This is a genomic window from Blautia sp. HCN-1074 (assembly GCF_037890165.1).
Lineage (GTDB): Bacteria > Bacillota > Clostridia > Lachnospirales > Lachnospiraceae > Blautia_A.
In genome coordinates this window covers 15,277-31,604 of sequence record NZ_JBBKBP010000024.1, presented here as the reverse complement: position 1 = coordinate 31,604, position 16,328 = coordinate 15,277, and the positions used below count along the sequence as shown (strand labels likewise).

General features: G+C 40.7%; 14 protein-coding genes. 13 read left to right on the top strand and 1 reads right to left on the bottom strand.

The genetic code is table 11. From position 1 onward, the window contains the following. The first annotated feature begins 7 nt into the window (after nt 1–7). The 3 genes from WKT11_RS16330 to WKT11_RS16320 all read left to right on the top strand — a co-directional run bounded on the left by WKT11_RS16330 (nt 8) and on the right by WKT11_RS16320 (nt 3,453). Nucleotides 8–1,042: a D-alanine--D-alanine ligase family protein gene (locus tag WKT11_RS16330; RefSeq protein ID WP_340285210.1), complete on the top strand. Its 1,035-nt coding sequence runs from the start codon at nt 8–10 to the stop codon at nt 1,040–1,042. 136 nt (nt 1,043–1,178) lie between these two features. Further along, complete coding sequence (locus WKT11_RS16325) at nt 1,179–2,549, top strand: UDP-N-acetylmuramoyl-tripeptide--D-alanyl-D-alanine ligase (protein ID WP_340285213.1); 1,371 nt, start codon at nt 1,179–1,181, stop codon at nt 2,547–2,549. Between the two features lie 307 nt (nt 2,550–2,856). After that, nucleotides 2,857–3,453: a hypothetical protein gene (locus tag WKT11_RS16320; RefSeq protein ID WP_117844371.1), complete on the top strand. Its 597-nt coding sequence runs from the start codon at nt 2,857–2,859 to the stop codon at nt 3,451–3,453. Nucleotides 3,454–3,587: 134 nt separating this feature from the next. Here WKT11_RS16320 and WKT11_RS16315 read toward each other — a convergent pair whose 3' ends face one another. Then, nucleotides 3,588–3,863, bottom strand: coding sequence for a hypothetical protein (locus WKT11_RS16315; protein WP_117674877.1), 276 nt, complete (start codon nt 3,861–3,863; stop codon nt 3,588–3,590). Between the two features lie 624 nt (nt 3,864–4,487). On the opposite strand from WKT11_RS16315, the gene WKT11_RS16310 reads away from it, so the two are divergent. The 10 genes from WKT11_RS16310 to WKT11_RS16265 all read left to right on the top strand — a co-directional run bounded on the left by WKT11_RS16310 (nt 4,488) and on the right by WKT11_RS16265 (nt 16,317). Continuing rightward, complete coding sequence (locus WKT11_RS16310; protein ID WP_117674876.1) at nt 4,488–5,843, top strand: ABC transporter substrate-binding protein; 1,356 nt, start codon at nt 4,488–4,490, stop codon at nt 5,841–5,843. 199 nt (nt 5,844–6,042) lie between these two features. Further along, nucleotides 6,043–6,936, top strand: a complete 894-nt coding sequence (locus WKT11_RS16305; RefSeq protein ID WP_178414014.1) for an ABC transporter permease subunit — start codon at nt 6,043–6,045, stop codon at nt 6,934–6,936. Between the two features lie 4 nt (nt 6,937–6,940). Continuing rightward, a complete protein-coding gene (locus tag WKT11_RS16300) occupies nt 6,941–7,801 on the top strand; it encodes a carbohydrate ABC transporter permease (protein WP_118516921.1) in 861 nt (286 codons plus the stop codon). A 310-nt stretch (nt 7,802–8,111) separates the two neighbouring features. Next, the gene (locus tag WKT11_RS16295) at nt 8,112–10,370 is read left to right on the top strand and encodes a hydratase (RefSeq protein WP_118516922.1); all 2,259 of its coding nucleotides are present in this window, start codon (nt 8,112–8,114) and stop codon (nt 10,368–10,370) included. Between the two features lie 273 nt (nt 10,371–10,643). Then, nucleotides 10,644–10,871 carry a hypothetical protein gene (locus WKT11_RS16290; RefSeq protein WP_117674872.1) on the top strand — a complete coding sequence of 76 codons (228 nt, stop codon included), beginning with the start codon at nt 10,644–10,646 and terminating at the stop codon, nt 10,869–10,871. Between the two features lie 1,220 nt (nt 10,872–12,091). Beyond that, entirely contained in the window at nt 12,092–12,826 is a 735-nt protein-coding gene (locus tag WKT11_RS16285) for an RluA family pseudouridine synthase (RefSeq protein ID WP_340285209.1), read from the top strand. Nucleotides 12,827–13,013: 187 nt separating this feature from the next. After that, a complete protein-coding gene (locus tag WKT11_RS16280; protein ID WP_118137926.1) occupies nt 13,014–14,123 on the top strand; it encodes a substrate-binding domain-containing protein in 1,110 nt (369 codons plus the stop codon). Between the two features lie 527 nt (nt 14,124–14,650). Further along, on the top strand, nt 14,651–14,920 hold the full coding sequence (locus WKT11_RS16275; RefSeq protein WP_118137922.1) for an AtpZ/AtpI family protein: 270 nt from the start codon (nt 14,651–14,653) through the stop codon (nt 14,918–14,920). A 20-nt stretch (nt 14,921–14,940) separates the two neighbouring features. Further along, nucleotides 14,941–15,360 (top strand): hypothetical protein, encoded by a 420-nt coding sequence (locus WKT11_RS16270; RefSeq protein WP_118137920.1) that lies wholly within the window; start codon nt 14,941–14,943, stop codon nt 15,358–15,360. Between the two features lie 198 nt (nt 15,361–15,558). Then, entirely contained in the window at nt 15,559–16,317 is a 759-nt protein-coding gene (locus WKT11_RS16265) for a F0F1 ATP synthase subunit A (protein ID WP_117674866.1), read from the top strand. Nucleotides 16,318–16,328: the final 11 nt, after the last annotated feature.

Genomic DNA, 16,328 nt, shown 5'->3' with positions numbered 1-16,328 from the left:
AAGAGAAATGAAAATCGTAGTATTAGCGGGAGGAACAAGTACAGAACGTACTGTCTCCATTACATCAGGAACAGGAATTTGTAAGGCATTACGCCAGAAAGGGCATCAGGCTATCCTTGTAGATATTTTCTGTGGTGTTGAGAATGTAAACTGGGAAGATCCATTCCCGGCAGAATATGATGTTGATGCGGCATCTGAATATATGTCAACATTTAATGATAAAATCGAGCAGATGAAGAAGGAAAGAAGAAGCTTTTTCGGACCGAATATTCTGAAACTCTGTGAAGAAGCAGATATCGTTTTCCTTGGACTTCACGGAGCAAACGGAGAAGATGGAAAAGTACAGGCAACTTTTGACCTGATGGGAATCAAATATACAGGAACCGGATATTTAAGCAGCGCCATGGCAATGGATAAGGGAATTACAAAGCAGATGTTCCTTGTGAACAATGTGCCGACACCACGCGGAGTATCTATGACGAAAGAGGAAATGACTACAGACCTGAGTGCATTTGAAATGGAATTCCCTGTAGTTGTAAAAACCTGCTGTGGTGGTTCAAGTGTAGGTGTTTATATTGCAAATGACCAGACAGAATATGAGCAGGCTCTGAAAGACGCATATTCCTACGAGGATGAAGTCGTAATAGAAGAATACATCAAAGGCCGTGAGTTCTCAGTAGCAGTTGTAGACGGCAAGGCATATCCAATCATTGAGATTGCTCCGATACAGGGCTTCTATGATTATAAGAATAAATATCAGGCAGGATCAACGATTGAAACCTGTCCGGCTGAGATTTCAACGGAACTCACAGAGAAAATGCAGCACTACGCAGAAGCAGGGGCAAAGGCATTATTTATGGAAGGCTACTGCCGTCTTGACTTCATGATGAAGGAAAATGGAGATATGTATTGCCTTGAGGCAAACACACTTCCGGGAATGACCCCGACCAGCCTGATTCCTCAGGAAGCGAAAGTCCTGGGAATCGACTATCCGACGTTATGTGAGAAACTGATTGAAGTATCCATGAAGAAATACAAATAATTAATACGGGCTGCGGCATGAAAAGGCAAAAACTCCATTGCCGCAGGCAATCTGAAATTTTGACTGCGTTACTGAGAACGGAATGAACAGTAATTCAGTATATTATGATAACAGGAAAGAAGAAATAAAAAAGATTATGAAGAATTTAACTCTGGAAAATATCGCACAGGTTTGCGGCGGTACTTACTATGGTTCTGCAGATAAACTGCAGGAAGAGGTAACATCAATCATTACAGACAGTAGAAAAGCAGAGAACGGATGTCTGTTTGTGCCTATCGTGGGAGAGCGTGTGGATGCACATAAATTTATTCCACAGGTAATGGCAGCAGGAGCACTGGCAACTTTGTCAGAGCGAGTACTTGAGGACGCAGATTTTCCATACATTGTAGTGGAATCCTCATTACAGGCAGTAAAAGATATTGCGGAATTTTATCTGAAACAGCTTCAGATTCCTGTTGTGGGAATCACAGGAAGTGTAGGAAAGACGAGTACAAAAGAGGTGATTGCTTCTGTGCTGAGTCAGAAATACCGCACACTGAAAACACAGGGAAACTTTAATAATGAACTTGGTCTGCCGCTCACTGTTTTCCGGCTTCGCGACGAAGATGAGATGGCAGTTCTTGAGATGGGAATCAGTGATTTCGGAGAAATGACCAGACTTGCAAAGATCGCAAGACCGGATACCTGCGTAATCACCAATATCGGAACATGTCATCTGGAAAACCTGGGAGACAGAGACGGCGTTCTCAAGGCGAAGACAGAGATTTTCAAGTTCCTGAGATCAGACGGACATATCGTATTAAATGGCGATGATGATAAACTTGCCACAGTCAAAGGCCATGAAGAAATTAAACCTGTATTCTTTGGGATGGACAAAGACTGTCAGGTTTATGGGGATGAAATCGTAAGCAGAGGCTTAAAAGGAATGACCTGTATGATCCACATGGGAGACACTGCATTTAAAGTAGATATCCCAATGCCGGGACGTCATATGGTATATAATGCGCTGGCGGCAGCAGCAGTCGGAAATATTTATGGGCTGACAACTGAGCAGATTAAAACCGGAATCGAGAGTCTTGAGCCAATCAGCGGCCGTTTCAGAATGATTGAGACGGACAAATTCCTGATTGTGGATGACTGCTATAATGCAAATCCAATGTCCATGAAAGCATCCCTGGATGTTCTTCAGGATGGAGCAGGACGAAGAGTTGCGGTTCTTGGCGATATGGGTGAACTTGGTGAGAATGAAGTACAGCTTCACGAAGAAGTGGGCGAGCATGCCGGCAAATGCGATATTGATGTGCTTATCTGTACCGGAAATCTTTGTAAAAAGATGGCAGAGAAAGCACAGCAGACCAATCCGGAACTGAAAGTAATTTATGAACCGGACAGAGAAAGCCTGCTTGCAGATCTGAAAAAAATTGTACAGAATGGAGATACCATTCTTGTAAAAGCTTCTCACTTTATGAAATTTGAAGAAGTAGTCGGGAAATTGCAGAATATGTAAATCAGCGGGTTCCGAATATTTAACAGATCTTTTGATCCTGACATCATAATAAAGGAACAGTAAAGAAACAGAATCTTCTTTTTTATGTGCCAGAGCATGTTTGCAAAAAGTTTTTAAACATACTCTGATACACAAAGAGGGGATTCTGTTTTTTTATGGAAGAATTTGATGAACGATTTTTGTTTCCTGACATGGTTGTCCGCAGTATAATAATTCTATCAGTTTAATCGATCTAGGTAAGTTTCTCTTATTCTTATTGCAGGAAATAATAAGCAATACCGGGAACTGCCGGAATCAGGAGGATGTTATGCTGGAGAAAATCATGGATCTGCATCTCCTGCTTTACGCCATGGTGGTATTGGGCGGACTGGGCGCACTGGGGATGCTGGCAACACATCTTACATACCGAAGACTGATAAGAAAAAATACAGAGACAAGAACAAATCTCAAAGAGAAATGGATGAACCTGTGGAAAACAAGAGACAAGCTGTTAAACCGCATGAACCGGCTTGTATGGTATCCGTCACTTTTTTGTACTGCGCTTTTGGGAGCGGTTTTTTTTCTCTATTCGGGAAATGGAGAATGGGATGGTATGCCGCTGGCATATCTGTATGTGGGTGCGATCATCCCTGCAGCGCTGCTTTTGCTAAGACAGGCACTGGATTTTACGTACAAGGAAGAACTTCTTATGAATACGCTTTCTGATTATGTGGAACATGTCAGAACCTGGGTTGAAGAAGTTCCGGCGGAAAAGAAACCAAACGAAGCTGCAAAGGAAGAAATCATAGATCATATTGCGGAGAGTATCCGTCAGACAGCCGCAGCCGGAAGTCATTTCAGCCGGATGCTTACGCCGGAAGAGGAAGAGATAATGAGAGAAATCATAAGAGAATTTATGGAATAGAAAAAACACATGTGAAAAAATATAGAAACTGTTAAGGTATTGAGCAGTTACGAAAAATTTATCTGCAGAACTGCCATGAGATGTCTATAGTAATTCCATGAATATTTCATGGCAGAACAGGCAGATAAAATAAATTAATAATCGTCGTCTTCTTCAATTACCTGAATCTCCAGGTAGTCAAAATCAATCTGTTCTATAAAATTATCCTGATAAAATCTTGCCTTTCCATGTTTCTTAAAATGTTTGATGGTAGACTCCAGCCAGATCGGATTGCCCAGATCCATTTCATAGCAGATACTTTCCAGTCCCCGGAAAATCTTATGAGTCCTGGTATCTTCTGAATCATCACAAATTACAGTGTCTTTTAACAAATGGTTATCTTTCCAGATTTTTCCCCATAAACGAAACATTATATATCCTCCTGATAAACTGCGAAGCAGTTACTTAATATTCGCTGTACTAGTGTACCAACAAGTTGATTTCTTGAACAATCTTACGTCTAAATTTCTTATTTCCGCGTTGTCGTCGGTCGCCGTAGCCACCGCTACGCCTCTCTCCTCCGCCTTGAAATAAGAAAATTTATCCTGCAAGATTGTTTCAAAAATCAACTTGTCGGTACACTAGTATAGCGGATTTGGAATCGGAAGTAAAGGAAAACAAAATATGGAAGAAATCTGGGAGCCGGTGTCGGAATATTAACGAAAACGTTTACGTTTAAAAATTGAAAATTAGTCAGAAATATTGAAAATGTCGAAAAATAGAGGTATATGGTAATGTGCGACGAAAACGATTTGAGTAAAAATACACAATACAAAAGCTTAAATATAATACAATCTATACGAAAAGCATAATTTAAGTAAAAATCCCATTGACAAATTGGATGATATGCTGTTTAATAAAGGAAAGAAAACGATTAAGTAGAGCGAAATCAAACAAAGCTTAATCGAAAAATGTGTTTCGAAAGTATAAGCGTAAGAAACACCACACACCAAAGGGTACGAAGTCATTTATTTATTATTAAAGGAGGACACACAATGAAGAAAAAAGTAATGGCAATTGCACTGGCAGCAGCAACAGTATCATCTATGATGGGAGCATCTGTGGCAAGCGCAGCAACAGACGTTGCCCAGTCTGATCTTGCTTACAAGGGAGATCTGGAAATCATGCATTACTCCACATCCGAAGAATCTGAAGGAAATGGTGGTTCCGATGGATTCCGTACAGTATTAGCAGCATGGAATGATGCTCATCCGGACATCAACTTAAACGAGAACGTTCTTGCAAACGCAGAATACAAAACACAGATTGCTACTCTTGCAGCAGCTGACAACCTTCCGGATGTATTCCTTCTTCAGGGTATGAATACAAAGGCATGGGCTGAGCAGGGACTGGTCATGGACTTGACAGATACCATTAAAGCTTCTCCATATTATGATCAGTATGATCAGGATTACTTTACACCATTCAAAGATGGCGACAAGATTTACGGCTTCCCTGTACTGACAGGTGGTACCTGTACAGTAGTTATCTATGACAAAGCAATGTGGAAAGAGGCTGGATACGATCAGTTCCCATCAACATGGGAAGATGTTGAGAAAGCTTCCGAATACTTCAAAGAGCAGGGAATCGACACTGTAGCATTTGGTAATGGTGGAAAATGGCAGGCAAACAGTGACTTCCTTTCTACACTTGGTGACAGATACACAGGTAAAGACTGGTTCCAGAGCCTGATTGACAAGAGCGGCGCAGCATTTACAGATGAAGCGTTTGTAAAAGCTCTGGCAGAAACACAGCACCTGTTTACAGAAACAGATATCTTCAACGAAGATTACAACTCAGTGACAAACGAAGATGCACGTGAATACTATATCTCTGGTGATGCAGCAGCATTCATCGGTGGTAACTGGGATGAATCCTACATTGCAGCAACTCTGAAAGACAGCGATGAAGAGAAATTCAACAACATCGGATTTGCAGTTCTTCCACAGCCTGCAGATGCAACAGAAGATCCGGATTCCCAGAATATCGGTCTTGGATACGCTGTAGCAATCAATTCTAAGGTTGCAGATGATCCTGATAAATTAGCAGCAGCTATCGACCTTGCACAGGAAGTTACAGGACCTGCATTCTCTACATATGTAGCAGAGAACTATGCACTCGGCGGATTAACAAAGACAGACGATGTTGACCTGGGCAAATTTGACCAGATCACACAGGATTTCTACAACTACTCATATGTTGATACAACAAAATGCGAGATTTATGACTCCTACATCAACAGTGCAGTATGGGATGTTCTTAACACAGATCTTCAGACTATGATGAATGGTGAAATGACACCTGAAGAAGTAGCTGAAAACGCTCAGAAAGCATACGAAGAGAACTATTAATATCTGATTCGAATCGAAGAGGAATCATGCTTCGGTTGCGGATGCAATGAAAAAGTAACCGTTCTGCCCACTGTGGTGGGCGGAACGGTTTTGTATTACTGTTCATTAGGTGATCGGTAATGACAGAATACTATTATATGAATGGGCTGACTTTTCTGTAATAGTATATAGGGATTTTCAGGAAAGAGAGGTACAGCATATGTTGACAACAATTAAGCCCAAAAAGAAAACGCTTATTTTATATTTGCTTGTTCCCGTTTTAATGTTTGTATTTACAGTATTTGTTCCATTGGTAACTGCGCTGGTTTACAGCTTTTTTGAGTGGAAAGGCGGCCCTCAGAAAACATTTAACGGACTTGCTAACTACGTCCAATTGGTTCATGATTCTACATTCTGGCAGTCTTTTGGACATAACCTTTATCTGGTAATTGCATGTATCATCGGACAGATTGGTATCGCATTTATCCTTGTTCTTATGGTAAATGCCAAATCCACTAAATTAAAAGGAATGCATCGTACATTCGGTTTCTTCCCAAGTACGATCGCAGCAGTATGTATTGGTTTGATCTGGAACATGATCTACCACAATAAATATGGTCTGATCAACTGGTTCTTAAGAGCAATCGGAAGACCGGATCTCTGTCAGGTATGGCTGAATAATTCTGATATTGTTATGCTTTGTGTAACGATTCCTCTGATTTGGCAGTTCATTGGATATTATATGGTAATTATTCTTTCTGCTATTTCATCAATTGACTCAGAAATTTTTGAAAGTGCACAGATTGACGGAGCAAATGGAATCCAGACAGCATGGTACATTACTCTGCCATTGATCAAGAACACAATGCTTGTATGTATTACCCTCTGCGTGGCCGGTAATATGAAAGCTTTCGATAACATTTATGTTATGACAAAAGGTGGTCCTGGTACAGCATCCATGGTTATGGCAATGTATGGATATCAGGTATCCTTTAATCAGAGTAACATGGGATATGGTAGCTGTATTTCTGTAGCGATCTTCGTATTGTCTCTCGTGGTAATCGGAGGTTCACAGGAACTTATCAAATATCTGACAAGGGGAAAGGAGGCATAAGATTATGAATAAGAACGTACCTAAAACTCATAAAGTGAGAAACGGGATTGCGGCAGTGATCATGAATGTGATCCTTATCATTTTCTCCCTGTCCTGTATTTTCCCGATCGTATGGATGGTATATTCTTCTCTGAAAGAGAAACGAGTATTTAATGCGGATATCATGGGCCTGCCGAAAAATCCATCATTGATCAACTACATAAAGATTCTCAGCAATAAGGATTATCATCTGGGACAGTCCATGATGAACAGTGTCAGAACAACAGGACTTTCCATTATCCTGATCATTCTGTTCAGCTTTATCGTTGGATATATCCTTGCACGTGTTCATTTCAAACTGAACCGTGTGTTATATGTAATGTTCCTGATGGGTATGCTGATTCCGATTCATTCCCTTCTGGTTCCGATTTATGTTGTATTCCAGAGATGTGGAATCAACAACAGATGGTTTACACTGCTTCTGCCATATGTTTCCTTCGGTCTTCCAATGGGAATCTTTCTGGTAGAAGGTTATGTAAAAACAATTCCGGTTTCACTGGAAGAAGCAGCGGCAATCGATGGAAGTAACTTCACCCATACATTATGGACGATTATTCTTCCTATCTGCCGTCCAATCCTTACAACAGTAGCAATCATTCAGGTGTTCAGCTGCTGGAATGAATTCTCTTTCGCATTGGTATTGCTGAAAGACGTAAGTCTGCAGACCGTACCGCTTGCACTGACACAGTTCAAAGGACAGTTTGCATCTGACTATCCGAAGCAGATGGCAGCCATGCTGATCACGATGGCGCCGGTTGTTGTTCTCTACTTCGCATTCAGTAAAGAAATTATCAAAGGTATGGTATCCGGAGCTGTTAAAGGCTGATTACCATTGGACACTGTACAGTTGGTAATGCCAATACCTCTTATGATTTAGCCAAGAATCCCCTGGAAGGTGTGTGACTCCTTACTTTCCGGGGGATTTCTTTGTCTTGAAATATTTTTATCTCAGATTATTTTACATTTTACAGGTCAGGAAACAGATTAAAAAATGCCTACAGAGTTTGTTTTTAAGAAAATACTTATCGTCACAGGCTTGATTATTCAATAGGAATACACTATAATTAACTTTAAATTTCCATAAATTAGCGTGTCAAAGTGTACATGGCACAAAAAAACAGAATGGAGGATACATTATGAAATTATACGATACCGGTGTATATTTATTGAATGGTCAGAAGATTGTTCCGGAGAATCAGGCAGATGTTCCTGTTTCCAAAGAGGACGCAGCGAAGAATACCATTGCCTATTCAATTCTGGAAGCACACAATACTTCCGGAAATATGGAGAAGCTTCAGATCAAATTCGATAAACTGACTTCCCATGATATCACTTTTGTTGGTATTATTCAGACAGCCCGCGCTTCAGGACTTGAGAAGTTCCCGGTGCCATATGTCCTGACCAACTGTCATAACTCTCTCTGTGCAGTAGGTGGAACCATTAATGAAGATGACCATATGTTTGGACTTACCTGTGCCAAGAAATATGGCGGCGTATATGTACCGCCTCATCAGGCAGTTATCCATCAGTTTGCAAGAGAAATGCTTGCAGCAGGCGGTAAAATGATCCTCGGTTCCGACAGTCATACCCGTTACGGTGCTCTGGGAACTATGGCAATGGGAGAAGGCGGACCGGAGCTTGTTAAGCAGCTTCTTTCCCAGACTTATGATATCAATATGCCGGGAGTAGTGGCAATCTATCTTACAGGTTCTCCTCGTCCGGGCGTAGGTCCTCAGGACGTTGCCCTTGCAATTATCGGAAAAGTATTTGCGAATGGCTATGTGAAGAATAAAGTTATGGAATTTGTCGGACCTGGTGTTGCTAATTTAAGTGCTGATTTCCGTATCGGTGTGGATGTAATGACAACAGAGACTACCTGTCTTTCCTCTATCTGGCAGACAGATGAGAAGATTCAGGAATTCTATGAGATTCATGGAAGAAGCGAAGATTACAAAGAACTGAAACCAGGCGAAACTGCTTACTATGATGGCTGCGTGGAAATCGACCTTAGCGAGATCAAACCAATGATCGCAATGCCGTTCCATCCAAGCAATACTTATACAATTGATGAACTGAAAGCAAATCTGGATGATATTCTTGCAGATGTTGAGAAGAAAGCACAGATCAGTCTGGACGGAAAAGTTCCTTATACATTAAGAGATAAAGTAGTAGATGGCAAGCTTTATGTAGAGCAGGGAATTATTGCCGGATGTGCCGGTGGCGGTTTTGAGAATATCTGTGCAGCAGCTGATATCCTTAAAGGCAAGAGCATTGGTGCAGATGCATTTACATTAAGTGTTTATCCGGCAAGTACTCCGATTTATATGGAGCTGGCTAAGAATGGCGTTCTGGCTGAACTTCTTGCAACAGGTGCTGTTGTAAAAACTGCTTTCTGTGGTCCGTGTTTCGGTGCCGGTGATACTCCTGCAAATAATGCATTTAGTATCCGCCATACAACCAGAAACTTCCCGAATCGTGAAGGTTCCAAGATTCAGAATGGTCAGATTTCTTCTGTTGCACTTATGGATGCGCGTTCTATTGCGGCAACAGCAGCAAATAAAGGTTTCCTGACTTCTGCAGAAGATTATACCGGTGGTTATACAGGTCAGAAATATTTCTTTGATAAGACAATTTATGAGAATCGTGTATTCGACAGCAAGGGCGTGGCTGATCCAAGTGTAGAAATCCAGTTTGGTCCGAATATTAAGGACTGGCCAAAGATGTCAGCGCTTCCGGAGAATCTGATCGTGAAAGTTGTTTCTGAGATTCATGATCCGGTTACTACAACTGACGAGCTGATTCCGTCCGGTGAGACTTCTTCTTATCGTTCCAATCCGCTTGGACTGGCAGAGTTTACACTTTCCAGAAAGGATCCGGCTTATGTGGGACGTGCTAAAGAAGTGCAGAAAGCACAGAAAGCTATCGAAGAGGGCAAATGTCCGGTTGAGGCAGTGCCGGAGATGAAGCCTGTTATGGATGTGATTAAGAAGGATTATCCGAATGTAAGTAAAGAGAACCTTGGTGTTGGAAGTACGATCTTTGCGGTGAAACCGGGAGATGGTTCTGCACGTGAGCAGGCGGCTTCTTGTCAGAAGGTGCTTGGCGGATGGGCAAATATCGCTAATGAGTATGCTACTAAGAGATATCGTTCCAATCTTATCAACTGGGGTATGCTTCCATTTCTGATTAAGGAGGGTGAGCTGCCATTTGCGAATGGAGATTATCTGTTCTTCCCGGAGATTCGTAAAGCTGTGGAAGAGAAGAATGATGTGATTAGAGGATTTGTTGTGGGTGAGAATGGTCTGAAGGAGTTTGAGGTGGCTCTTGGGGAGCTTACGGATGATGAACGTGAGATTATTCTTAAAGGTTGTCTGATTAATTATAATAGAAAGTAATGGAAAGCGGGAATGCAGCTGGCCTCCTGGGGAGGCAGCTGCATTCTTTTGTATTGGAGGGACGCGCGAAAATAAAATGGTTTCAAACGCGGTTTCGGGATCTAGTAACTCTAAGTGTCCATAGATCTGCTAAAAGCATCAAAAAATATGGCAAACTCGCTTCGCTCAGACACGTGCCATATTTTTTGATAACGCAGATCTCTGGGCACTAAGAGTTACTACGATTCCTGCAAATGCGTTTGAAACCATTTTATTTTCGCGCTGGTGTTTTCAATGTGTAATAATGAAAAGACTGCTGCGCGGCTTTTTGGAGGTGAGTTAGGTAAGGCGTTGCCAATAGTTATGGTTTATATTGAATGTATTGGAAGGTTGTTTTTGGGAGGGACTTTGGGAAATTATAAGGAAGGGATATGCGAAATTATAATTTTGGATGTAGCTGAATTAAGTGAGCCTATTGCTTTGATTGAGGATGTCTGTTTGAGTGGTATGGGTATAATGTAGTAAGAAGAAAAGTCTGAAAATTATATAATGAATATAAATATTATGAAATTTATACAAATAATATAATAATAGAACAAAAATAATGAAATTAAATATAAAAATGTATTGACAAATAGGAACCAGGGTGGTATTATAATGACATCAAAAGAGAACAGCAAACAGAATAAATAATTAAAGAAATTCATTCAATTCATAGTATATATAAATGTTACAATGGAAAGGATGAAAAATAAGAGAAAGGTTCAGGTGATTCCATTGGGAAAGAAGTTATAAACTTATCAATATAAGAGTGGCGGGTATCGCATTTCCTGCAAGAAAGACCTGGTACATAGAATTGTAAATGAGAGTGTTTTCCTTATATTAAATATACGCACAGTTTAGTAAGGGAAAAAGAGTTTGTATCTAGGGTATTATAGAAGCGATAACTTATATTGAATATCTGTCACAGACCTGATACAAGGATTTTGATAAATGTGTAAAGAAATATTTATCGAGAGAGTATAACCCTTATCTCAATAGTTAGCCGGGAAGAGGAGTTCCAGGGAACAGAGAAATTGAAGGTAAGAACGATATTTTGAAATGCATATCAGAAGTTTAGGGATATGGATTGAAGCTTTGCATCAGAAGGATATCGAATACATAGTAAGTATACAAAGATATCAGAAGAGAAATATTAAGGTACTTTTTCAAGTGATATTTTACATAAAGCTTAGAACATCTGCCATTAATGTTCAAAGAAAGTATGAAACGCACATAAGGGAATTAAACAGTTGTGAATTTAAGAAGTTAAGTTTATGATTGCTTAACACGAATCGTTGATGAAAAAGTGTATCCGATATTTCAGAAATAGTAAATTATAATACGTGAAATTATAATTTAAAATCTATAGAACTTTCTAAGTAGTTTCAGATGAGTGAAGTAACTGATATCGAAGAAAGCAGAGGCGAATCAGATTATAAGTAGCCATATGAATTATGAGCAGGAAAGAGGATAAGAATTCAGATATAGAAAAACTAAATAGTGAAACCCATAAAGTAATCTGTAAATAAATATTGTTATAGAAAGAATACTAAGAGGAAAATAAATTGAATAACGAAGAACATTGAAACGGTCATCATTTTTGAAATTGAGAAAAGTAAAAAGTGATGACCGTTTTTGACGTGCAGATTGCGTAAATTATGAAATTAAGTTATACTCTCCATGAAAAGGAGAGTTTTTTTATGTGGATAAAAGATATCAGAGATTATATATTATATGAAGACAGAGATATTCTGGTGTGTCATAAGCCGGCGGGGATTGCGGTTCAGAGTGCACGGGTTGGAAGTATGGATATGGAGAGTATGCTGAAGAATTATATTGCACAGAAAGCTCCGGGAAGGATGCCATATCTTGGAATCGTTCATCGTTTGGATCAGCCGGTGGAGGGTGTTCTGGTGTTTGCACTGAATGCTAAGTCGGCGGCAGAGTTGAACAGGCAGATGACGTCGGGAAAGATAAAGAAGATTTATCTGGCAGTGACAGAGGGTGAGATAAAGGCAGAGAAGGCAATTCTGGAGGATTGGCTGAAGAAAGATAACAGAACCAACAGTTCGGCGGTTGTTGCAGCGGGGACTGTTGGGGCGAAGAAGGCAGTGCTGTCTTATGAAGTACTGGAGACGAAGAGAATTGAAGAAGAGGGAACTGAGCAGGATGGAAAAGTGAGAAGTCTGGTACAGATATGTCTGGATACTGGCAGACACCATCAGATTCGTGTGCAGATGTCACATGCCGGGATGCCGCTTGTTGGTGATAGAAAGTATAATCCACGGCAGAGTGGTCAGGAACCGCTGGCGCTTTGCGCTGCAAGGCTGGGATTTCAGCATCCTGTTACGAAAAAGAAGTTGGAATTTTGGGTAAAGCCTGCCGGAAGTGCGTTTGAGGGATGGAATGAAATAAGATTCCTGGATGATGTGTGAAACAAAGGTGAAAAATGTGTAAAATCTCTGGACGAATTCTGTAAAATGTGTATAATGTAGGAAGAAATATGCCCATGAGTTTGGGGCAGAGTTGTTTTATGAATAACCTGATATTTATGGATTGTTGTGCTGCATTGCGGTTTCAGCAATCTTCATTAGTTTACCATTGAAGGAAGAGGAGATCAAAATGAAAAGAGCAGTGGTAGCAGCGATAAGTTTGATGACAGGGCTGACTATGCTGACAGGATGCAGCAAGGCAGAAGTGGAGGAGACAATTCAGCCATTAGTGGCAGACGCTATCGAGGAATCTGATTCAGAAGCAGAAGCGGTGGATGAACAGGATGAGAGTCCGCTTATTCCGGAGATTGATACTGATGTAAAGATTGAAGCCGGATCCAGAATAGCGGTGGTGAGTAAATCTGTCAAGGGCGAATACTGGAAGATGGTTAAGAAGGGCATGGAAGATGCTGTTAAGGCAATCAACGATGCATATGGATTTAAGAAAGATGATCAGATCACAATGACTTTCGAGGGCCCGGATAATGAAGAAGATGTTGAGAGCCAGATTAATACAATAGATGCTGTTATTGCGGAGAATCCGGATGTTCTTTGTATTTCAGCAAGTGATATGGATTCCTGCCAGGCACAGCTTGAAGCTGCGAAAGAGAATGAAATTCCGGTTGTTGCATTTGACTCCAATGTATCTGAGAAGAAACTGGTAAAGGCATACAGAGGAACCGATAACGTGCAGGTGGGAAAGATGGCTGCTTATCAGCTTGGAAGCGCACTTGGAAAGATGGGAAAGGTTGCTGTATTTTCCGCACAGCAGAAGACAAAGAGTGTTCAGGACCGTGTGGATGGATTTATGAATAATATCCAGAAGTATGGGGATATTGAAGTGGTAGAAGTAATTTACTCTGATCAGGTAGATGATATGGAAACTGCCATGAAAGAGGTTCTTGATAAATATCCGGCATTGGATGGTGTATTCTGTACAAATGCAGATGTTACAGAGCTTTACCTTGGTCTGGAAAAGAGTGATGCGGGTGATGCTCCGGCATTAGTTGGAGTAGATGCTACGACGAAACAGCAGGAAGCAATCCGCAATGGTGAAGAAATCGGATGCGTTTCCCAGCAGCCTTATGCAATGGGATATCAGACGATCTGGACAGCGGCAGAGACAACAGCGCCTAAGAAATCCGTGACGATTGAGAAGAATCTGCTTCTGAATCCGGCATGGATAGACAGTGAAAGCGTGGACGATTCGGATAGCAGTGCATATCTTTATACGGAATAATGATGTATAGGGACGAGATATACGGAATAATAGTGTAGAAGCAGGAAAACACTGAGATAGAATAAAAAGAATAGAAAAAAACGAAACACGAAAGCAAAAGGATATCAGAAATTATTCTGATGATATTTGTTTTCGTGTTTTTTTGTGACCTGAAAATTTATTCAGTCTGGATTGCGTTTTGGGGGAGTGAGATAATACAAAATAGTAGACAAACGTTGCTCCTGTGTCTGATTATCAGATATCCGGCTTTATTTGTCTATTGTTCTGGCGAAATCTCTGTCGTAATATATCCGCATATCAAAAAGCATAAAGAGATGGCTTTGAAGCAAATAATTATGAGATATGGCGGTAATATTGGAATTGTATATAATATATCAGTCGTGATAAAAATATAACAAAAAAATATTGGATATAAAAAAATATTTGAATAATTCGCACAATTACATTGAATTTATTTGATAAATATGCTACAATTTCACTATAAATTTGGTTGAAAAAAGAGAAAAAATTGACGAAAGGAGAAGACGATGAAACAATGGTCAGAGATTATCAGAAATGTCACCATGTTGTCGCAACTTGGACTGTCTCTCATAACACCGATTCTGATATGCCTGGCAGTTTGCTGGCTCATTGTTTCGAAGACGGGAGTCGGGAGCTGGGTGTATATCCCCGGTTTTTTCTTTGGTCTTGGAGGTTCCGGGACAGTGGCGTATAAATTTTATCTTTCTATTAACAGACAGCAGAGGAAAGAAGATAAGAAGAAAAGAAATAAAATATCATTTAACAGACATTTATAAGAAATGAGAAGGAGATTTATATGAGCAGTGTAATGGATAATGTCCAGCCGGCTGTGAAGAAAGAAACACAAAGGGTTGCAGCTATCACAGGAATCGGATTGATACTGATGTGGATCATATTTGGAGTAATGCATGGATTTATGCCTCAGAAAGTACCACTTGATTATACGGTATTTCTTGGAGGTGCAGTCGGAGGATGTGTGGCAGTCCTGAATTTCTTTTTCATGGGACTGGCAGTACAGAAGGCTGCGGCAGCGACAGATGAAGACACAGCGAGGATGAGAATTAAAGCAAGTTATTCTCAGAGAATGCTGCTACAGATGCTGTGGGTGGTCGTTGCGATCGTTGCACCATGTTTCCATTTTGTGGCAGGAATCGTTCCGCTTTTATTTCCTGGAACAGGAATTAAAATAGCAGGAATTTTTCATAATAAGAAATAGTTGCTGTATGTGACCGGAATCAGGCGGATATCTGTGATTATAACAATTGTAGTATTCTATAAAATTGCTATAAATCAGAAAAATTTTTTATGAATCTGCAGAGAAAAGATTCGGGTAACGGACAGCAAGACGGATTACAAATATCTGTTCTATCAAGCCGGAAAACAGACCGGTAGAGACGGGAGGTGAATAAAGAGTATGGAGTTGGATATTACCGGGGCAAGGATATTCTTTACATTGCCCATCAATGTGCCTTTTCTCGGACCGTTAAGGATCAGTGAGACAATGGTAGTAAGCTGGATCGTAATGATTTTGATTACAGGACTGTGCATCTGGCTGACACATGATCTGAAAGAAGAGAATATTTCCAAGAGACAGGCGTTGGCTGAGCTTATAGTAGAGAAAGCCAATAGCTTTGTAGTTGGAAACATGGGTGAGAAATTCAGATACATGATACCTTTTGTTGCAGCACTTTTTGCGACAAGTGTAGTTTCCAATCTGATCAGTCTTATCGGACTTCGAAGCCCTACAGCCGATCTTTCTACAGAAGCGGCATGGGCGGTTGTGGTTTTTATCATGATCACAGCACAGAAGATCAAGACCGGCGGAGTTGGTGGTTATCTGAAAGGATTTACGACCCCGATTGCAGTTATGACACCGTTTAATATTCTTTCCGAGCTGGCTACACCTGTCAGTATGGCGTGTCGTCATTTCGGAAATATCCTTTCCGGTGTAGTAATCAATGGTCTGATTTATGGGGCACTGGCAGTTGCAAGTTCCGCACTTCTGGGACTGATCCCGGGTGTAGTCGGAGATGTACTGTCAAAGATACCGATTCTTGATGTCGGTGTACCTGCGATTCTGTCAGTCTATTTCGACTGGTTTTCAGGAATCATGCAGGCGTTCATTTTCTGTATGCTGACGGTAATGTATATCGCCAATGCAGCAGAGGAGTAGCAGAGATTTCA

Excerpts from the sequence above, each read along its gene's own strand:
- WKT11_RS16330 (WP_340285210.1), top strand. The coding sequence starts at position 8 with ATGAAAATCGTAGTATTAGCGGGAGGAACAAGTACAGAACGTACTGTC.
- WKT11_RS16325 (WP_340285213.1), top strand. The coding sequence starts at position 1,179 with ATGAAGAATTTAACTCTGGAAAATATCGCACAGGTTTGCGGCGGTACT.
- WKT11_RS16320 (WP_117844371.1), top strand. The coding sequence starts at position 2,857 with ATGCTGGAGAAAATCATGGATCTGCATCTCCTGCTTTACGCCATGGTG.
- WKT11_RS16315 (WP_117674877.1), bottom strand. The coding sequence starts at position 3,863 with ATGTTTCGTTTATGGGGAAAAATCTGGAAAGATAACCATTTGTTAAAA.
- WKT11_RS16310 (WP_117674876.1), top strand. The coding sequence starts at position 4,488 with ATGAAGAAAAAAGTAATGGCAATTGCACTGGCAGCAGCAACAGTATCA.
- WKT11_RS16305 (WP_178414014.1), top strand. The coding sequence starts at position 6,043 with ATGTTGACAACAATTAAGCCCAAAAAGAAAACGCTTATTTTATATTTG.
- WKT11_RS16300 (WP_118516921.1), top strand. The coding sequence starts at position 6,941 with ATGAATAAGAACGTACCTAAAACTCATAAAGTGAGAAACGGGATTGCG.
- WKT11_RS16295 (WP_118516922.1), top strand. The coding sequence starts at position 8,112 with ATGAAATTATACGATACCGGTGTATATTTATTGAATGGTCAGAAGATT.
- WKT11_RS16290 (WP_117674872.1), top strand. The coding sequence starts at position 10,644 with ATGTGTAATAATGAAAAGACTGCTGCGCGGCTTTTTGGAGGTGAGTTA.
- WKT11_RS16285 (WP_340285209.1), top strand. The coding sequence starts at position 12,092 with ATGTGGATAAAAGATATCAGAGATTATATATTATATGAAGACAGAGAT.
- WKT11_RS16280 (WP_118137926.1), top strand. The coding sequence starts at position 13,014 with ATGAAAAGAGCAGTGGTAGCAGCGATAAGTTTGATGACAGGGCTGACT.
- WKT11_RS16275 (WP_118137922.1), top strand. The coding sequence starts at position 14,651 with ATGAAACAATGGTCAGAGATTATCAGAAATGTCACCATGTTGTCGCAA.
- WKT11_RS16270 (WP_118137920.1), top strand. The coding sequence starts at position 14,941 with ATGAGCAGTGTAATGGATAATGTCCAGCCGGCTGTGAAGAAAGAAACA.
- WKT11_RS16265 (WP_117674866.1), top strand. The coding sequence starts at position 15,559 with ATGGAGTTGGATATTACCGGGGCAAGGATATTCTTTACATTGCCCATC.